Below are 18,614 nucleotides of genomic sequence, written 5' to 3' on the forward strand. Positions count from 1 at the left end.
GCTCAGATGTCCTCCGGATCGACCGCGAAGCGGATTCGTTTCTTCTCCTCCCAGTCTTCGCCCTCGAGGCGGTGACCCGTGCCGGGGCCCGCATACTCGTTCGGATCGTTGACCGCACTGAGAACTTCGAACTCACCATCACCCTCAAAGACACCCGATGTCTGGATGTAATCGCCTGCGATCCGGCCTTTCAAAATTCCAAGTAAGTTTTCAGCAATATCCTCGAAGCCGTTCTTGGCGAGGATCGTGACGATATCCGCACCGGTGACGTTCTCATCCATCATTTCTTCGGCAGCCTCGATGTCGGCGGCGGTACTCCGTTCGGGCATGTCTTTGCTGCCGTCAGCATAGATCGCGGCTTCGACCTCTTCGTCAGTAATCGGGGGGAAACCGAGTTCATCAAAGACTGCTTGGAGAGCTTTTACCGCCCGCTCACGGTATTCGAGTACTGTCTCTTCCTCGACCGGCCGTGTACCTCCCTCGACTTGGAGATCGCGCTGCATAACGTTGTATTCGTCGTAATCCGCCGAATCGAACGTTGAGCCCGCGAACATATCGTCGTAGTTCGGCATTGAGCTGTACCCAGAGAAGATGAAATCGGTCCCGGCGAGGAATTGAGGCATCATTCGAGCGGTTCGACGCTTCTCCGAATGAGTGAACGTTTGATCGTTGCCCGAGGCGACTTCGAGGTCCGCGAGCATGGTGATGAGATTCTCGGCCGCGACTTCCTTGACTCCGGCAGGCACCGACGTGGGAATAGCGATACAGCTGATACCACCGTTCTGGAGCCCCTGTACGCCACAGCCCTTCGTGACGAGAATGCACCTGGCTTCGAGATACAGCATCGATTTGCCTTCCGCCTGTCCCATGTTGAGTTCGGATCCCGCCCCCGAGGTGTAGCGCATTTTCACACCGCGTGAGGCGTACCCCGACGCAAGGAAGGCCTTCGACCACGGCGTGTCGTCACCATCCTTGAAGACGCCCTCAGTGCCGTAGACCGAGACCGTTTCGGCATAGCCCGTCAACCCACGCATTCCGAGTTCAAGTTCGGTAGCTTCCTCGACAGCACATTGTGTGATGACACCGCCGCGACCGCACTGGGTCCCGATCTGCTGGGCGAGTGCGGTTAGGGGGGCCATCCGTGCGACACCAACTGTGTTCTCAGCTTCGTGGAATCCCCGATATGCGGCCTCAGCCCCATCGGCGGCGATCTGGGCTACGTTGTCTTCGACGCTCGTGACATGGCACTGGTTCGCGGGGGTACCACGGGCTCGCATCTTCTTCATTGCCATAATGATCTCGGCGATGTCGAGCTCATTCACGACTTCCACGAGTTTGGCCGGCGTCATCGCCGTTGATCGTTTCACGACCTCCTCACGTGAGACGTTGATATCCACTAGGTCACGGGCAAACTCGACCGAATCGGTCGCCATTGCCTCCTCGACTTCTTCGATGTCGATGGCGTAATCCGCGATGAATCGATCGATAAAATCGAACTCCTCACGGGGCTTACCATCCATTTCTACGATCACTCCGTCTTCGACAGTGACACTGGGGTCAGGATCGTTCGGGCTCTCCATCGCTACGAAACCGACTTCTGGCCACTCGTTGACGAACCCGTCTTCTGTGATCGCGCGGTTGTCGAGTGCTTCGAAGCGTTTCGAGCGCTTTGGCTCCCCTTGTTCGATCTGGTCGTCTTCCTCGTTCGGTGATACACTTCTATCCGACATTCCGTATGTTATTGTGTAGACAGACACAAGTATCTAACATATTTTATCACCAAGAAAGACAACTATGTTTTGAGTAGCACTCCTTGGCTTGTAATTGGACGATCTATTGTTGGAAATAGTGGCCGGCGCTCGTGACTTTCTTGGAGTATCGACCGCGTACGATCTCTGCTACCGATTTCCAAGACGTATCGATCTAACTGTTTTCAAACGCTTGAACGCCAGCTTGGGCGACTTCCATATCCTCCGATGCGCTCCCACCCGAGACACCGATGCCCCCGACTACTGTATCGTCATTTCGCTTCAGTTGAAATCCTCCCCCGAAAGTGACGATCCGTCCTCCATTAGTGGTACCCAACCCGTACAGCGACTCACCGGGTTGGGATATTTCGTGAATGGTGTCGGTATCCATCTGCAGCGATACCGCGGAGTAAGCTTTGTTCTGGGCGATATCGATACTAGCCAAGAGCGCCTCATCCATCCGATGGAACGAAACCAGGTTCGCACCCTCGTCCATCACTGCGATACACATTGGAACTCCCATCTCGTTCGCTTTTTCTTCTGCGGAGGCGATGATCTCTCGTGCCGTGCTTGCGTTTATGTCGTCCATGATACGATCCCGTTCCATAGTCTCTCGTCAACATAATAAAATTACGTGATGATTTTGAGGCCTCTCTATTTCGTCCTCGTCGAAAGGTCTGTGTAGTAGTTAAGAATCCGGAGGAATGTATTTCAAAGCGGTACTCGTCAACCATGGCATGAGATATGCCGCTGGAGTCGACATCGGGAATTCGAGCACTGAGGTCGCGCTCTATCGGTGTACCGGGGATCGACCTGGATTCGTTGCCAGCGCGCTATACCGGACAATCGGGTTGAAAGGCACCCGGAAAAACGTCCCTGGGGTACTAAACGCAGTATCGCAGGCCGTCGAAAAGGCGGATATCGAGGCCGAGAAAATCGACCGAGTGTTTCTCAACGAAGCTGCACCAGTGATCGGTGACGTAGCCATGGAGACGATCACCGAGACAGTCATTACTGAATCCACGATGATCGGCCACGACCCCTCGACACCGGCCGGGGTTGGTCTGGGAGTCGGAACGGGTATCGAAATCACCGCGGACATGTCTGAACACTCTTCCGACGACCCAGTGGTGTTCCTCGTGCCTAGGACTGTCGATTTTGCAGCAGCAGCCGAAATCATCGAAGAATGGTCTGCAGCGGGATATGAGGTTACCGGCGCGGTAGTCCAAGGTGATGACGCGGTCCTAATCCACAATCGTATCGACTTCGAGATCCCGATCGTCGACGAAGTGTCTCAGCTCGAGAGGATCCAGCGTGAGCGGCCCACTGCCGTCGAAGTTGCTCCGAAAGCCACCGGTCGCACGATCGACGAGCTCTCCAATCCATACGGCATCGCCACTGTTTTCGACCTCTCGGCCGACGAAACCCAGAAGATCATTCCAGTCGCACGAGCACTGGTCGGGAACAAATCCGCAGTGGTAATCGAGACTCCCGCTGGCGATGTCGAGGAGCGAACGATCCCGGCCGGAAAGCTCGAAATCATCGATAACCGGGGTAACGCAACGGAGGTTCCGGTTGATGAGGGAGCCGAAGTCGTCATGGACGCCATAATGGAGAGTTGGCCGGTCACGGACGTACGCGGGGAAAGCGGATCGAACATCGGCGGGATGTTGAATCGAGCACGCGACAGCATGGCCGAAGTCACCGAACAGCCGGTGGATTCGATCGAGATTCGGGACGTTATGGCGGTCGATACGCTGGTTCCACAACGGATCGAGGGTGGAGTCGCCGACGAACACCGGATGGAGAGTGCTGTCGCGCTGGCTGCGATGGTAAAGACCCAACAACTCCCGATGCAACAGATTGCCGATGGAATCGAGGACGAACTCGATGCCGAAGTCGTGATTCAAGGTATCGAGGCAGACATGGCGGTACTCGGTTCACTCACGACACCTGGAACGGATTACCCACTTGCCATACTCGATATGGGCGGTGGCTCGACCGATGCAGCCTACATGCATGAGGACCAGAGCGTCGATTCGATCCACCTCGCGGGTGCAGGTGACCTCGTCACGATGCTGATCGACTCCGAACTCGGTCTTGACGATCGCGACCTCGCTGAGGCAGTCAAGAAGTACCCTGCAGCGAAGGTGCGTGACCTCTTCAGCATCCAACAGGAGGATGGGACGGTCGATTTCCTCGATGAACCAGTCGAACCGGAGTTATTCGGCCAGACTGTATTGCTCGATGGCGATGGGATGCAGGCTGTTTCTACTGACGAGTCAGTCGAGGAGATTCGACGAGTCCGGCGTCGGGCAAAGCGGAACGTGTTTGTCGCCAACGCCGAACGCGCTCTCGACCTCATTACCCCTACTGACTCCATCCGTCAGCTCCCGTTCGTTGTGATAGTCGGGCGTTCAGCTCTCGATTTCGAGATTCCGGACCTTATCTCGGACGCACTGGCGGAATATGGCATCGTGTGTGGTCGCGCGAACGTCCGAAAAAGCATGGGGCCGCGCAACGCCGTTGCCACTGGCCTCGTTCTTTCGGGTGTCGGTGGTGGAGACGTCCTCGGCTTTGAGATTCCCGAATCGTTTACCGACCCTGTCGACCGATCGGCGACGAACTGAGGTAGCTTTGTTCTCCAGTGGAGGAGCTGTCCGACGACCAAAAACCGGCCGACCGTTTATGTGATCGTGAACTTGAGTGTTCAGTATGAGCGGCTGTCGCGGCTCAGTTGAAGAGGACGAAGTTCCACGCATCCACATTTGGTATCCGGGTAAGGTGGAACCGGAGTCGATCGCGGCTGTAGAACACAGTATCGAAGAAGAGAGCGTCTCATGGGTGATTCAGTCTGGACCAAACAACGACCCAGTTGCCATGGCGCACAAGGCAGCGATTGCGTCATCGCTCGGCATCGGTGTATGCGTGACGCCCGACTCACGTATCGTAATCCACGATGAGCGACTTCAAGAAGACGATCCGGTCTTCGACAACTCGGAGACCACGCCTGAACAAGCCGAACGGCTTGGCTCGAATGCGGCTCGACTCGCTAAAGGTATACCACTGAAACCGATCTCGGATTAAGTTCATCCCAGAGAGATCGGGTTCTTCAAAACACTGCATCAAGACCTGTACATACGATTCGTCACAGAGCACTGTCTCACCGCCGCTCACACTGGTTGGATTGTCAGATGGTGTTTGACTTGGTCTCGGTGGCAGCAACTGGATGTTCACAAACCTCGTCAGTATAGACTTCAGTGAACGGTTCGATCGTCAGTCATCTCGATGTCCTCTATTGGCTCAGCGTTGCCGAAATCCGGTGTTGGTCCTTCGTTGGGAGCCGCCCACAAAGCAGCATTTGCTAGCACTTGTTGGATGGTTTCATCGTGATAGACGGGATAGGTTTCGTGACCAGGACGGAAATAGAATACACGGCCATTCCCGCGATGGTAACAGCACCCAGAGCGGAATACCTCGCCTCCCTCGAACCATGAATTGAAGACTAAAGTATCGGGCGCTGGAATATCGAAACGCTCGCCGTACATTTCGGCCTCGGGTACCTCAATGTACTCGCCTACCTCATCAGCGATCGGGTGACTTGGCTCGACAACCCAAAGACGCTCTTTCTCTGCTGCTTCACGCCACTTGAGCGAGCACGTCGTTCCCATCAACCGTCGGAAAATCTTCGAATAGTGCCCCGAGTGTAGAACGATGAGACCCATTCCATCGAGAACTCGCTGATGAACACGGTCGACGATCTCGTCTTCGACCTCTTCATGCGCTGCATGCCCCCACCACATCAGTACATCAGTTTCGTTGAGTACACTCTCCGGAAGCCCGTGCTCGGGCTCGTCAAGAGTGGCAGTTCTCGTCTCGAATCCTTCTGATTCGAGGGCAGTAGCAATAACGGTGTGAATTCCCTCTGGATATATTTCGCCAACAGTGTCGTTTTCTTTCTCGTGGCGATATTCGTTCCAGACTGTGACCGTTGTCATACCCCTATGCCCGTTGGTTGGTCGTTAAGCGTTGTGATCGCAAAGATTTCTGGAGAGCCACGGTACCCCTCATACCGGTATGGCGAGCTTCATCGATTCGGGATTTCGCTCAACTCGCTGCCCGCCGTTTCAAACGCGATTCCTCGATATGAGCTGCCATATCGTCCACGCCGAAAGGTTTGGTTCCCTCGTCTATAGCAGTCTTGTAGAAATTCACAACTGAAAGCCGCTGATCTCCCTACCAGCGAAGGAGTCACAGGTGCATGCTAATTACTATACGACAGTTCACCCGATTCTCGTCCGATTGGCCTGCTGGAAGGTGTTGGAGCGGACAGTCACTCGTGCACCTCCCGCTTTCGATTGAATGCGATCGCGAAGGTACTCCGAGAGGTTCGGGTACGACTCGTTCGACGCGCTCACGATGACCGTCGCTGATTTCGAGGACGACATCAGCCCGCTTCCGAATCCAGCATATTCAGTCTGGGTCGACACCGAGTTCACGCCTGAGTAGGCTGGGTCGTCGAGAACTGTATTGACACTCTCTGTTGCTGTTTGCTAAAAGAGTGCCTACTGAGAGACTGCAATACCGGCGACAGCAACCGCTCCAACGATGCAACCCGCCATGAAGAAGATGGCAAACCACCTCAGAATCCAGCAATAGCCACGAATTTCGCTCCCGGCATTGAGATACCACGGCTCGCCGTGAAACCTAGTAGGGCGAGACTTCTTATCTAATGACGAAACCACCGACCCCATGCACCTTCAGGATCGGTTGCTCATCGCCGAAGCACTCGTTGCCTTTGCTGGTGACGCTCGTACCCTCTCGCCGCGCGAGCGCCGAGCTTGGGACCTTGCCGACGGGCTGCTCGCTGAAACGGACGTCCCACATGAAGCGCTTGCCACACAGATCGACGAGGAATGGTCAGGACCTGAAAGAGATTAGAGCGATTCGCAGGCCTCACCGTCATCGTCACCGTCGAGACCTGATGGGTCGCTCGGGTCGCTATCATAGACTTGCTGTGCAGCCTCTTGGCTGTCGAAGTCCGAACAATCGTAGGGGTCGCTTGAATCGCCGCTCGGAGTGGGAGTTTCGACACCACCACTGCTGTCACCATCATCGGATTCGGGTTCTGGAGTAGGTGTCGCTGTTGCAGTTTCCTCGGTTTCGAAGTCCCAGAGGCCAACGTCGTTCGAGCGCGCCCGCTCTTCGGTGCTATTGAAGTCCTCCCGCAACGAGAACGACGAGTCGTACACCCGAGCGTAGCCGTCCTCGAGAAGTTGTTGATTGAAGTTCGTCTCACCCACGTAGATGTAGCCTAATAGGCGACCGAAGCTGCCGCGGCGATCGCCCTCGTCGTCAGTGACTACACGAACGGTCTCGCCTTCCAGTTGATTAGTGGCGTACTCGCTGGCCTGCTGACCCCAATTGAAGAGATGATCGCGTGCAGCCTGGGTGTCGGGAATACCCTCGTATTCGTCCGGCGAGACGTCTCCGAGACTCGTTTCAGGAGAGTCGACACCGATGAAGCGGACGGTGTCAGTTTCGCCATCTTCGAACTCCACCTCAACGGTATCGCCGTCGATCACGCGCGTGACCGTTGCCTGACGAGCGTCACCGGAGATTCCCGAAGGGACCGACACCTCGGGCTCAGGCGTCGCCGTCGCAGTTGGTGTTGGCGTTGGGGTGGGAGTCGATGTGGGCGTTGCAGTCGGTGTCGGAGTCGGAGTAGGAGTGGGTGTGAGTGTCGCAGTAGCCGTTGCCGTCGCCGTGGCGGTAGCGGTCATCGTCGCGGTAGCTGTGGCCGTCGCGGTCGATGTCTGTGTCCGAGTTCGCGTCTGTGTTGCCGTTTGGGTGCTCGTTGTTATCGATGTTGCCGTTGAAGTTGTAGCCTGAGTTGCGGTCGCCGCAACAGTCGTCGGAGTACTCGTCGCGGTTTCAGTATCCGGAGCTTCCGTTTGCTCTCCACCGGCTTCACCGGTGATGACAGCGGTGCTACCCGAATCCGATCCGGTACCACCACAGCCTGCAAGGACAAGTGTGGCGATGAGAACGAGTGAGAGGAGTGTTCGGTTCATAGTATCATTCCACGAAAATAACAATAAAAAGTGTTCGCATTACTGAAGCGAATTCTGTGAGGAGCTGCTGAGAGTTTCATGGGTAATACTAATTCTGTAATACACACTGTGCGGTACTGCGTATGCCATTCGTCACGACTAAAGGACAGGTGACGATTCCCATTAGTATCGTAATGTGATAGGAATCAAACCCAGCGATAGAGAGGAGTTCAAGGGTTGGAGAGTCAGCACTCGTAGATAATCACATCAGAGCTGTTTGAAGTGGGTCTTTCAGTGAGCTCCGTCGCTCTCGCGCCGTTCAAAGCCTGTAATGTACACTGCAATCGAGACGACGCCGATGAGGATCGCCAGCGGTGTATTCGATGTGTTTTCGAGAACGGTTATGGCGAACCCTGTCACGACGGCTACACTCCCAATTAGCGGGACTGAGTTTTCCTTGACCGTGTCCTCTTTGACTGTTGTATAGATTATCCCGAGAGCGCCCCCGACCGCGAAAAGAATGAGCAGAGGGAGTACTGGTGGTCCACCAGGGATGCTGTTTTCTGGCATGAGGCTTCTTTTCTCAGTTTTTTTTATCAATCTTTTAGCCTGTAGAAGATGTTTGAGTCCTCCTTAGCGCCTCTGTAGTGTTATTGAAAGACGGCGGGCCCGATAACGGCGATTAACACTGCTTCCATTCGCGATCCCGGATTCTTGGGGGTGATAACGGGGACACGGTGGCCGCCGCATTCTTATCTAACATCTGAGTCGATGTCCTGTTCTAATGTTTGGTAAGACGCGGTCGTGGAGACGTAGGGTATTTCCTGAGTCGTTAGTGCCGACCAACCAGCGTGATCACGAGCTTGTCGAGCGCAACCGCGAGCACCCATGCCAGCATGATAGCCCAGCCGATTGAGGTGAAGAACTCCATGGCGAGCGTCCCCAGCGGCCCGGAGCCGTTGAGCACTCCCAATCCAATTGTGAGGGCCAGCCCAATCCAGAACACCCACGCCATCGCCCCTCGGAGACACAGTGGCAGCGCCCACCATCGGTTCGGAAGCGGCGAGCGTTCGGCTCGCCGACACTCCGGACAACTACACCGCTGACAACATCGAGGGAGCGCTCGCCGAACTCGCAGGGCATACGGAAATTAGCGGGACGACGGCGATCTCGGGTGACTACACAACATCTGGCGATAATACGATCCTCGTCGAGACGTCCCCTGGGAGCTGCACCATCACGCTCGCCTCAGCCGATGCGAGCGACGCCAACAGTGTCCAAGTGATCGACATCGGAGGGAACGCCAGCGCGAACGCGATCATGTAGACCGAAAAGAACGCTTCACCACCCATCGCCGAGAGACGAAGCAGGAAACTCGCGGCGACGATCACGACGAAGGTCGGGCTGGTAACAAGCATCCGCGTCGCCTCCAGAAGACCGGGTTCGTTGGACGCCACTTCGTTGTCTCTGGCGGCATCGTCATGCTCGTCAACGCTCCTGTTACTGGGGAGTGACCAAGCGATCCCGACTAAGATTGCCGCGCCGGCGATATAGAAGTAAACGATGGAGACGCTGCCCAACGTACCAACCAGGAACCCGAAGCCCAGACTCCCGATAGCGAACGCGAGCGAGCCGAAGGCTCTGACGCTGCCGTAGTCCAATTCCCGCGAGAGGACCATTCCGGACGCGATGGGACCGATCGGTGTACGGAAGGCCGAATACGCAGCCGTCCCGAGGGCGATCAGGAGGAAGGAATCGGAGAGATCGCTACCGAACGGGTAGCTAAGGATTGCGATGGCCGACCCGATTCCGGCGATAACGAGAACCGTCCGCTCAGCGCGGAAGTAATCAGTGAGTAGCCCCCAGACCGGTTGGACGACGACGCCAGTCGCTAAGAGGAGTAATCCGATTAAACCCATCTGTGAGCCGGATAACCCTATTTCTTCGAGGTACACGTTCCGGAAGACGATGAATCCTGACGACGAGATGAAGAAAATGAAAAACAGGATCTGAAAACGCATCTTCACGCCGTCCAGCGCCAAGGGTCGCCCAAGGCTCGTCGGTCCAGTAGTTATCTCGGGTCCTTCGTCCGAACTACTCATTTCTCCCTTCGATTCGAAACGCTACTTCGTCATTTATCGTGTCTTCGGTAGCTAATATCATTTGATATAATCGAGAAGATCTCTTCGTATGACCTGTATAGATCTGAAGGCGCGATTCAAGTAGGTTCTCTGCTGGGATTTTGACGTAGAACCGTCATAACTACTAGTGATTCAAATACGTCTTACCAAACGCTGGACAGAGGACGCTACTACAATGTTTGGTAAGACTCAGTAAATCCTCTGTGGAGCGGACCTACACTCCCCACGAGCGACAACTATGTCTATTCCTCTTATCACTTCACCCCTGACGAGAGACATCAGACGTAACCAATTCCTCAGAAAGAAACCGTAGTCATGGCTAATGTTCGTCGCAGCACATGGCAACTGCCAGACCCGACCACGCCACAATCAGGAGTACCGCTCTTGAAATTCGTGTTCGCGGCGCATGAGTTCCTCAACACCGTGTTCGAGAATCCCCTCGCCGAGTGCCGACGCACGATAGTACGAATAAAGACCCGCCGAATCCGCCTCCTTTCGCTTACGATTCTGCACGAGTCCGACATCGACGAGAAGATCGAGGTGGTAGTGCAACGAGTTGGCTTCGAGTCCGAGCGTCTCTTTGAGGTCGCTCGCGCTCAGGTCGCCGTTGTGAGTCAGCGTCCGGAGGATGCGATACCGGGTTTTGTTCCCGATCGCCGCTTGCATTTCGAGGTACTCCTCCAGCGAAAGCACGCTGTCCTCCGGGAGAATACCCGATGGTTCGACCGGCTGGTTCGATTCTGCGGCTGTCTCGGCCATGTAGATCCTTTGGATGGCTGCTTACTTAACGATTGGCGAGTCATTGGACGCTGAAAGGATGGTCTTTTATATTCGGCATTGGTACGGTACGTATGCGAGATCGTATCGTTGAGGTACTCGATCCCGTCGAATACCAGCGATTTCTGGTCTACATCATGGGGCCGTACAAGCCGTTCGACCTCGAAGCGGTGCTCCCTGAGGACGTCGACCCGGACTCGCTCACCGCGCCGTGGCTCGCTGAGTGGGACGGCGAGAGCGGCGAGTATGAGGCGGCAGACGTTCTCGCACTCTTGAAACGAGTCAGGGATCGACTCCGCGCTGAAGCGAAGCTCAACGGCTATCTCGCCATCGACGTGGACATTGACCTTGCAGAGATGGACGCCGCCTCACAGAGTATCGCGTTCGCCCGTGCGAGCAACGCGGTCGTGTTCGTTGCACCACGGGTGGGGGACAACCTCGGCCTCGGTATCGAGGTGGGCTCGGTACTAGAAGCGCTCGATGACGACGACCGCGAGCGAGTGGTGTTCATCCACGAGGATGGCGTTCGGAGCGCGATGATCGCCGGGGTTTCACGGCGATGGGATGCGACTGTGTATTCATACGCTGACGAGGACGACCTCGTTCGCCAACTCAGGACGTTCGCTATCGATATCATGAACCGAGAGCAAACCGGGTCGCTGCCGTCGCGCGACCGGGAAACGGAGTGATGTGCGACGAGATCGCCCTCTGCAATGAGTTCGCTGAACTAGAGGCCGTTTCGAAGCCAGCTATCGCTACGCATAATATTGGATACGAACCTCGGATTCGTTTTTCGCCTGTTCCAGATAGCGGAGTAAGCGAGTCAAATAGGATGGGTCAAACCGACTTCGTGGGCCAGTGAGTCCAAGCGAGGCGATGACGTTCTGCTGGGCGTCGAAGATTGGGACCGCTATACCTCTGACTCCCGAGAGATGCTCTTCATCGTCGACTGCATACCCCTGTTGACGGATCCGCTCTAATTCTTCTCCGAGCGTATCTCGCTCAGTGAAGGTATTATCCGTCCCCCGAGGGAGACCATGCTGATCCACGATCTCGGAGCGTCTTTCGGGGGGCAGGTGAGCAAGAAGTGCCTTTCCAAGCGATGTCCAGTGAAGATCGCTATGTGCACCTATCGGGAGCTTATCACCGGCTGCCATTTCGCCAGCACTCCGATAGAGGATTACTCGCTGTCCACGCTCTTCGGTAGCAGCTCCAGCGATCTCACCCGTTTCCGAAGCAAGCTTGGTAACGTGCTCTTGGAGATGTTGTGTTGCCTCACAACGCTGTCTTATCGTTCCAGCAGCCTCCAGAAATCGAAGCGAACGTACGTACTGCGTATCGTTTTTCATCACGTATCCTTCCTGCACAAGCGTATTGACGTGCGAAAACACGGTACTCGTTGACATCTGAATTTCTTCTGTGATTTCGGACACGCCCGCCGGTTCGATCCTGTTGAGGATATCCAATATCTCGAACGATGTCTCAACGGCGCTGACCGTCTTTTGCTTGCGAGTTCTTGTCATGACCCTTCAAGAATCTACCTTGGTAAAAGATTTACTTCCCTCTCCCGACTCTGCTTTCGGCTGTGGCGAAAGGAATTGAATCCTCGTTCACCCAGACCTCGGAGCGCTATCCCTATCGCACATTACTCGTCTGGCGTTTCAAGAACTCTATACGGCGGAATACAGGAGTACGGAAAATACAAAGAGTACGTTAGTCGATTGCACTCGCAATACATGAGGGGAAATAGATGCCTGTCTTGTGTTGCCTTGGCGAACGCACGAAGGTAGTTTACAAAACATATTCTCTCTGCTATCCCAGTCACGGGTAGCGATTAGCGGCGAGAACGCTACAAGTTGGATATTTTCCAGTGACGAAAGACAATAGGGGAGAATTTTCCGAAATAAAGTCAAAGTCGGTCCATAGATATATGTTTGTCCAGTATATCCTCAATTAGTATGGTGTTCGCCGATGCTCCATTGGTGGTGTTCGTCGTCGGACTAGCCGTAGCGATATTACTGCTGGTCCGTCTCAAATTACCCGCGTTCCTTGGGCTGATCATCTCGACATTTGTTGTCGGGTTGATCTCCCCACAAGTCCCGTATGGCAACGTTGCATCTGAGACAGCAACGGCATTCGGAGATACCCTCGCAAGCGTTGGCATCCCGATTCTGATGGCCGCGATAATTGGGAAGACGATGCTCGAAAGCGGTGCTGCAGAACGCATCATTCGTGCATTCACTGCACTCACCGGCGAGGACCACGGCGAGTACGCCCTCTTCGGGAGTGGCTTCGTGCTGGCTATCCCCGTGTTCTTCGCCAACGTGTTCTACCTGCTCGCCCCGCTTGCACGCTCGATGCGCGCCCGAGTTGGCCACAGCTACACACTGTTCATCGTCGTCATCTGTGCGGCGGCCGCAACGACACACGTCTTCGTGCCGCCAACGCCGGGCCCGCTCGCGGTCGCGGGTGAAATCAATGCGAATCTCGGGACGACCATTCTCGTGGGCTTGCTGGTCGGCGCACCGACAGCCACCCTCTCAGGGCTCGTCTATGGGAAATTCATCTCCAAGCGTGTAGACATCCCGCTCCGTGATGCAATGGGAACGACCACAGAGGAGGTGCAGGAAATCTCAGAGCAGTCTTCAGATCTACTGCCTGGCGTCTTCGAAGCATCGTTGCCGATATTGCTCGCGATCATCCTCGTTGGAGCCCAAACGGTAACGAGTACGTTCTTCTCGTCCGGACCAGTGGTCTCGCTCTTCTCGGTTCTCGGCGACCCGAACTTCGCGTTGACGGTCGCCGCGATGGTCTCTGCAGCGACGTTTTACCGAATCAAATCCATGGATCTTGAGGCGTGGTCAGACCAGCTCACTGACGCACTGAAAGAAGGAGGCAACATCGCTGCCATCGTTGCTGCCGGTGGTGCGTTCGGCGGGATGCTCGCGGCCGCAGGTGTCGGCGAATACATCGCCGGTGCGCTCCAAGAAGTCGGGTTAGGGCTTCTCATCACAGCTTGGATCATTGCCGCTGCCGTTCGCATTGCACAGGGGTCCGCGACCGTCGCCATGCTCACTACGGCCGGCATCGTGGCGCCGCTCACAGGCCAACTCACCGTCAATCCAGCCTACTTGGTGATGGTCATCGGCGCAGGCGGCAACATCCTCTCGTGGTACAACGACGGTGGGTTCTGGATCATCACAGAAATCGGTGGCCTCACACAGGCCGAGACCCTCAAAACATGGACCGTCGTGACCACGCTCATATCCGTATTCGGGCTCGTGTTCACCCTGACGTTTTCACAGGTGTTGCCCCTCACATGAACTCACAGTTATCGAAGAAAGACGGACAGTCGAACAACCACAACAGACACTGATACAATGGAAATAACGGAAATCAACGCCTACGGCGTCAATGTTCCCCTAGTACCGTTCGAGGAGGGTGGGCTCGCTCCCTACGTGACGAATCACAACTCCCTGGATGACATGGATCGGATTCTGGTCGAGGTGAAAACCGATGAAGGCCTGTCCGGCTGGGGTGAGGTACGGTCGTTCCTCACGCCGGAGGCGACCATTTCGGTTATCGAAGACGGTGTTCAGCCGCTCGTTCTGGGTCAGTCTCCATTCGAACTCGAGAAGCTCCGGCGGCAGGTGTTCATCGAGTATACAAACGCGGACATGTTCTTCGCCCCGGTCGAGGTCGCGTGTTGGGATATCGTCGGCAAAGCCCTCGATGAGCCGGTGTACAAACTGCTTGGCGGATGGACCACCCCCACACAAACCGAGACCAAACACAGGAGCCATCAAGGGGAGTACGACGACGAGATGGCGGTCGAGATAGCGTACTGTCTCGGGATCCTCTCACCAGAGCAATCCCGAGAGCGAGCGGCCGAAGTGCTTGAATCTGGCTACTCCGTGTTGAAAACGAAGGCCGGTCGAGATTGGAAAGCCGACGTTGCACGGATCAAAGCGATGCACGACGAAGTGGACGGTGAGTTGGAGTTTCGGTTGGATCCGAATCAGGGCTGGACTACTGATCAAGCGATCCGCGTCGGCTCGTCACTCGCCGATGCAGGGATCTACCTCCAGTATATGGAACAACCGATCAGGGTCAACGCTCACAAGTCGCTCGCGAGTCTGAAAAACCAGACCCGACAGCCGATCGGTCCCAACGAGGACACGTACATCCCGAATAACCTCCGGCGACTCATCGATGCCGGCGCTATCGATGTTGCGGTGCTCGATCTGACGCCTGCTGGCGGTATTGCCGGACTACGACAACAGGCGGGTATCGTTGAGGACGCTGGGCTCCCGATGGTGCACCACTGTGCGTTCGACCTCGGCGTGAGAACAGCAGCCATCTTACACGCCGTCTCTGGCATTCCCGGCTTCTCTATGCCACCCGATTCGACGTACTACGCATGGGAGGACGACGTGATCGAGCGTGAATTCACCGTCGAAAACGGTTCAATCGATGTACCGGAGGGGCCCGGTCTCGGTATCGATATCGACCGCGACAGTATCGAGGACTATCGCATCGCATGATGTTTGAATCCACTACACTGAACGACAGCGTTTCGCTCGGGGCACAGTCCGCTGACTTCATACTCGATACTGGCAGCAAAAGTGGGTCCGTTCTCGTTCTCCCTGTTGGGAGTACGGAACAGCACGGCACCCACCTCCCGGTCATGACGGATACGCTCTTGGCGAACAGCGTCGCCACACAGAGCGCTGAGGACATCGCAGATACTGTCCCAGTACTTGTGGCGCCACCGTTCTGGTCGGGCTACTCCCCACACCATCTCTCATTGGGTGGGACACTTACTGGGGAGTTCGATACCCTTCTCGGTCTCCTTTGTGAGATAGCCAATACCGGGCTCGAAAACGGGTTCGATGCGTTGGTATTCGTCAACGGCCACGGCGGTAACACCCCGCTCATCGACGCTGCGGTCTCGGAAGTCGGAAAGACCCATCCGGAGGTTGAGGTCCTCGGCTTGACGTATTTCGAACTCGTCACGGATCTCGTCGAATCCGTTCGAGAGAGCGATGTTGGCGGAATGGCTCATGGAGGTGAGTTCGAGACCTCGTTGATGCTCCATCTCTATCCGGAGTTAGTCGATACGGAGGCCATGCCGGCAACGTACCAAGACGAACAGTACGAACTCGCAGGTTCCGATCTCGTCGTTGGCGGACCGGTATCCGTTTACAGGCCGTTCGAGCAGTACTCGGAGAGCGGTGCTATTGGGGACCCAGCGGTGGCGAACCCGGAGACAGGTGAACAGCTCTTCGATGGGGTCACTACGGCACTCGCAAATCTCCTCAAGGAGGTTCAGCAGAACAATGCATGAAGTTTCAACGACCGATGCACCGGAGAGCATCGGTCCGTTTTCACAGGGTATCGTCTCTAATTCGAAGGTCTACGTTTCGGGGCAGGGACCAGTCAACCCGCAGTCGGGTGACATTGTAGCGGGCGATATCCGAACCCAGACCGAACGGACGCTGGACAACATCGCCGCGGTCCTTCGAGCCGCAGGATGCTCACTTGACGACGTCGTGAGAGCACAAGTGTACGTACGCGACATGAGTCAGTACGACGCAGTCAACGAAGTGTATAGCGGGTATATGAGCGAACCGTATCCGGCACGAACGGCTGTAGAAGTCTCCGAACTCCCCATCGACATCGATGTAGAGATCGATGTGGTCGCAGAACAGAGGTGATAACTAATGGACCACGAAACGAAGAACTCGGCAGTTACGGTAGAGGGAAAGAACGCGGTCGTGATCGGCGGAACCAGCGGCATCGGACGCGGGATCGCTCGTGCCTTCGTCGAGGACGGTGCAAACGTCATCGCCACCAGTCGCTCTCAGGAGGCAGTCGCGGCGATAACCGAGGAGATTCGGAGCGAGGGTGCAGCGACGACGGCCCAACCGTGCGACACGACGAACCGCGAGTCGATAACCGACCTCAGAAACGCTGCTGTCGACACGTTCGGCCACGTCGATATCCTAGTCAACTCGGTATCGACCACCGCTCACGCTTCGATTACGGAGATGAGTGACGAACAGTGGGATCGGAGTCTGGACGTCTTCCTGACGGGAACCTTCCTGGCGTGCCAGATCTTCGCGAGGGAGATGGACGAGGGAAGTATCGTGAACATTTCGTCGATGTCAGCGGACCAGATCCGTGAGGAACGGCCTGCCTACTGTGCAGCCAAAAGTGGTGTGAATGGCCTCACTCGTGCTGCATCAGTGGACTTGGCTCCTGAGATCCGTGTCAACGCTATTGCTCCTGGGTTCGTCAGAACGAGGGCAACAGCTGACCGGCTCGCTGAGGGAACGTCCGCACGCGATAGCATTGATGAGCGAACGCCGATGAACCGAGTGGCGGATACAGGGGAAATCGCAGGCGCTGCGATTTATCTCGGGAGCGATGCTTCATCGTTCAGTACTGGGGAGATTTTAACGGTTGATGGTGGCTACGATCGCAGTGCTATGTAACTCGTGATGATTGCAGAGTACGCCGAGTGCAGTATTGATGGTATTAGCGGAAAGAGACGGGGAGAGAGAATCGTGCTCCGACAACGGCTGTAAGTGGGTCATTCTCCGAAGTATTGGTTCTTCTCTCAAAGCCACTCACTAATCATCGACAGATCCGAATACGTCTTACCAAACGTCAAGTCGATACCCTTCTTTGCTGTTAGGTAAGAATCCTTACGCCCGTCGGGGGTGGTTTGAGCTATTGAACAACCAGAAGGATCGATTACTCTCTGAGGAAGGATAAAGTCGTACAAAGGATGATACGGAGTGATCCACGGTCTTTTGCTGGTTCAGCGCTGGTTCAACTACAGAGAGCGGGCCGAAGTAGCTCAGCCTGGCCAGAGCAGCTCCCTTGTAAGGAGCTTGTCGGGGGTTCGAATCTCCCCTTCGGCTTTACCCCAACTCCGAGTGGCAAAGGAATACTAACTGTCGTCTAAGCATGCCCTCTGCCGCGGCTAGAAGTCGAACGAGTCCAAAGCCGGGTCCAGAGATCGAGCTGCAGTGCTGTTGCTTGCAGCCCGGCAGAGGCTGCTAGTTGTGGAAGCGTAGTTCCCGGCATCATCAGAGCAGAGATATCGTGGCTGGGATCCCTGTCCGATGGCGAACGTCCCCGAACTGCGAGGTGAGTCCCACAAATGGAGCAAACGAGCGCGACTCGACCCTCTCTGTCTGTTTGATCCCTGACCCAGTCACCTACCGCAGACGCTTCGTGTCCACACTCAGGGCAGATGAGAACCGACTTTCGGTGCTGCGAGAGGTCCTGGTCGGCCTCAGCGCAGCCAGAACCGCCATCGGGATGCGGGTTGGTCTGGTCCACAATGCGCGCTACTGCGTGAGTTCTTGTATGCTTGTTGGCAATTCGTGTGGTTGATGATGTGAGAGTTACCCTGTGTCCGTCTCTCCACGGGTCACTTCGGCGGAAGCACGGGGTACTCACCTCGGATAACTGGGATTCTCGTAGCTGCTATTCCAGGTGGACAGTTGGATTGTTCTCTACGGCTGATTCTCAGTAAGTCGTGATCGAGGCATCTTCGTGGTCGCTGAGATACGATTCGATGTCTCCCCGTCGCCAGCCGAATGGGGCTAGCACACTCTCGGCGGCCCGAATCGTACGCTGCTGATAGAATTCGATATCGTACTCGCCGGCCTGTGGCCGCTCGTCGATAAGTCGGACCCGTTCTCGCGACGTCTTCTCGTCATCGGTAACCACATAGGCCACGTTCTTACCCGGCACTTTCTCTATTCCCATGTCGTCCGCTCGTTCGAGCGCAGCGACATTAGTCGTCTGCTGGGTGTACTCCTCGAGACGCTTCGAGACTCGATTCTCAATCGCCAATTCTCAAGGGTCTACTGTTCCAT

At 55.8% G+C, this 18,614-nt stretch carries 20 protein-coding genes and 1 tRNA gene; 11 read left to right on the forward strand and 10 right to left on the reverse strand.

The genetic code is table 11. The annotated features are described in order from the left end of the window. Positions 1–2 precede the first annotated feature (2 nt). Together D3261_RS01455 and D3261_RS01460 are read right to left on the reverse strand one after the other, a co-directional pair. Positions 3–1,730, reverse strand: a complete 1,728-nt coding sequence (locus D3261_RS01455; RefSeq protein ID WP_120067973.1) for a propanediol/glycerol family dehydratase large subunit — start codon at positions 1,728–1,730, stop codon at positions 3–5. Between the two features lie 193 nt (positions 1,731–1,923). Further along, positions 1,924–2,337 carry a heme-binding protein gene (locus D3261_RS01460; RefSeq protein ID WP_120067975.1) on the reverse strand — a complete coding sequence of 138 codons (414 nt, stop codon included), beginning with the start codon at positions 2,335–2,337 and terminating at the stop codon, positions 1,924–1,926. A 148-nt stretch (positions 2,338–2,485) separates the two neighbouring features. On the opposite strand from D3261_RS01460, the gene D3261_RS01465 reads away from it, so the two are divergent. Together D3261_RS01465 and D3261_RS01470 are read left to right on the forward strand one after the other, a co-directional pair. Then, positions 2,486–4,378 (forward strand): diol dehydratase reactivase subunit alpha, encoded by a 1,893-nt coding sequence (locus tag D3261_RS01465; protein WP_120068241.1) that lies wholly within the window; start codon positions 2,486–2,488, stop codon positions 4,376–4,378. A gap of 85 nt (positions 4,379–4,463) precedes the next feature. Then, a complete protein-coding gene (locus D3261_RS01470; RefSeq protein WP_120067977.1) occupies positions 4,464–4,835 on the forward strand; it encodes a glycerol dehydratase reactivase beta/small subunit family protein in 372 nt (123 codons plus the stop codon). Between the two features lie 170 nt (positions 4,836–5,005). On the opposite strand, the gene D3261_RS01475 is transcribed toward D3261_RS01470, so the two are convergent. Continuing rightward, entirely contained in the window at positions 5,006–5,746 is a 741-nt protein-coding gene (locus tag D3261_RS01475; RefSeq protein ID WP_120067979.1) for a ThuA domain-containing protein, read from the reverse strand. Positions 5,747–6,110: 364 nt separating this feature from the next. Here D3261_RS01475 and D3261_RS20220 point away from each other — a divergent pair, with 364 nt between their 5' ends. Further along, positions 6,111–6,257 carry a hypothetical protein gene (locus D3261_RS20220; RefSeq protein WP_199693862.1) on the forward strand — a complete coding sequence of 49 codons (147 nt, stop codon included), beginning with the start codon at positions 6,111–6,113 and terminating at the stop codon, positions 6,255–6,257. 428 nt (positions 6,258–6,685) lie between these two features. On the opposite strand, the gene D3261_RS01490 is transcribed toward D3261_RS20220, so the two are convergent. After that, positions 6,686–7,333, reverse strand: coding sequence for a thermonuclease family protein (locus tag D3261_RS01490; RefSeq protein ID WP_120067983.1), 648 nt, complete (start codon positions 7,331–7,333; stop codon positions 6,686–6,688). A gap of 151 nt (positions 7,334–7,484) precedes the next feature. Between D3261_RS01490 and D3261_RS19890 the strand changes: the two genes are divergently transcribed. Next, positions 7,485–7,640 (forward strand): hypothetical protein, encoded by a 156-nt coding sequence (locus D3261_RS19890; protein ID WP_158589321.1) that lies wholly within the window; start codon positions 7,485–7,487, stop codon positions 7,638–7,640. A 452-nt stretch (positions 7,641–8,092) separates the two neighbouring features. Here D3261_RS19890 and D3261_RS19505 read toward each other — a convergent pair whose 3' ends face one another. The 4 genes from D3261_RS19505 to D3261_RS01510 all read right to left on the reverse strand — a co-directional run bounded on the left by D3261_RS19505 (position 8,093) and on the right by D3261_RS01510 (position 10,701). Further along, a complete protein-coding gene (locus D3261_RS19505; RefSeq protein ID WP_147464866.1) occupies positions 8,093–8,371 on the reverse strand; it encodes a hypothetical protein in 279 nt (92 codons plus the stop codon). Between the two features lie 262 nt (positions 8,372–8,633). Further along, a complete protein-coding gene (locus D3261_RS01500; protein WP_120067986.1) occupies positions 8,634–8,816 on the reverse strand; it encodes a hypothetical protein in 183 nt (60 codons plus the stop codon). Between the two features lie 163 nt (positions 8,817–8,979). Beyond that, positions 8,980–9,903 carry an MFS transporter gene (locus D3261_RS01505; protein WP_120067988.1) on the reverse strand — a complete coding sequence of 308 codons (924 nt, stop codon included), beginning with the start codon at positions 9,901–9,903 and terminating at the stop codon, positions 8,980–8,982. A 408-nt stretch (positions 9,904–10,311) separates the two neighbouring features. Continuing rightward, positions 10,312–10,701: a helix-turn-helix domain-containing protein gene (locus D3261_RS01510; protein WP_120067989.1), complete on the reverse strand. Its 390-nt coding sequence runs from the start codon at positions 10,699–10,701 to the stop codon at positions 10,312–10,314. Between the two features lie 92 nt (positions 10,702–10,793). Between D3261_RS01510 and D3261_RS01515 the strand changes: the two genes are divergently transcribed. Further along, positions 10,794–11,408, forward strand: coding sequence for a hypothetical protein (locus D3261_RS01515; protein WP_120067991.1), 615 nt, complete (start codon positions 10,794–10,796; stop codon positions 11,406–11,408). A 66-nt stretch (positions 11,409–11,474) separates the two neighbouring features. Here D3261_RS01515 and D3261_RS01520 read toward each other — a convergent pair whose 3' ends face one another. After that, positions 11,475–12,242, reverse strand: coding sequence for an IclR family transcriptional regulator (locus D3261_RS01520; RefSeq protein WP_120067993.1), 768 nt, complete (start codon positions 12,240–12,242; stop codon positions 11,475–11,477). Positions 12,243–12,677: 435 nt separating this feature from the next. Between D3261_RS01520 and D3261_RS01525 the strand changes: the two genes are divergently transcribed. From D3261_RS01525 to D3261_RS01550, 6 genes are all read left to right on the forward strand, one after another. Then, entirely contained in the window at positions 12,678–14,042 is a 1,365-nt protein-coding gene (locus D3261_RS01525; RefSeq protein WP_120067994.1) for a GntP family permease, read from the forward strand. A 57-nt stretch (positions 14,043–14,099) separates the two neighbouring features. Next, positions 14,100–15,263 (forward strand): mandelate racemase/muconate lactonizing enzyme family protein, encoded by a 1,164-nt coding sequence (locus tag D3261_RS01530; protein ID WP_120067996.1) that lies wholly within the window; start codon positions 14,100–14,102, stop codon positions 15,261–15,263. Beyond that, entirely contained in the window at positions 15,260–16,066 is an 807-nt protein-coding gene (locus D3261_RS01535) for a creatininase family protein (protein WP_120067997.1), read from the forward strand. Before D3261_RS01530 ends, D3261_RS01535 begins: the two co-directional genes overlap by 4 nt. Beyond that, positions 16,059–16,436, forward strand: coding sequence for a Rid family detoxifying hydrolase (locus tag D3261_RS01540; RefSeq protein WP_120067999.1), 378 nt, complete (start codon positions 16,059–16,061; stop codon positions 16,434–16,436). Before D3261_RS01535 ends, D3261_RS01540 begins: the two co-directional genes overlap by 8 nt. 6 nt (positions 16,437–16,442) lie before the next feature. Then, on the forward strand, positions 16,443–17,216 hold the full coding sequence (locus tag D3261_RS01545; protein ID WP_120068000.1) for an SDR family NAD(P)-dependent oxidoreductase: 774 nt from the start codon (positions 16,443–16,445) through the stop codon (positions 17,214–17,216). Between the two features lie 357 nt (positions 17,217–17,573). Then, positions 17,574–17,648, forward strand: a tRNA-Thr gene (locus D3261_RS01550). 613 nt (positions 17,649–18,261) lie between these two features. On the opposite strand, the gene D3261_RS01560 is transcribed toward D3261_RS01550, so the two are convergent. After that, entirely contained in the window at positions 18,262–18,504 is a 243-nt protein-coding gene (locus D3261_RS01560) for a hypothetical protein (protein WP_147464867.1), read from the reverse strand. Between the last annotated feature and the right edge of the window lie 110 nt (positions 18,505–18,614).

This window comes from Halococcus sp. IIIV-5B (assembly GCF_003602035.1).
In the GTDB taxonomy this organism is placed as follows: domain Archaea; phylum Halobacteriota; class Halobacteria; order Halobacteriales; family Halococcaceae; genus Halococcus; species Halococcus salsus.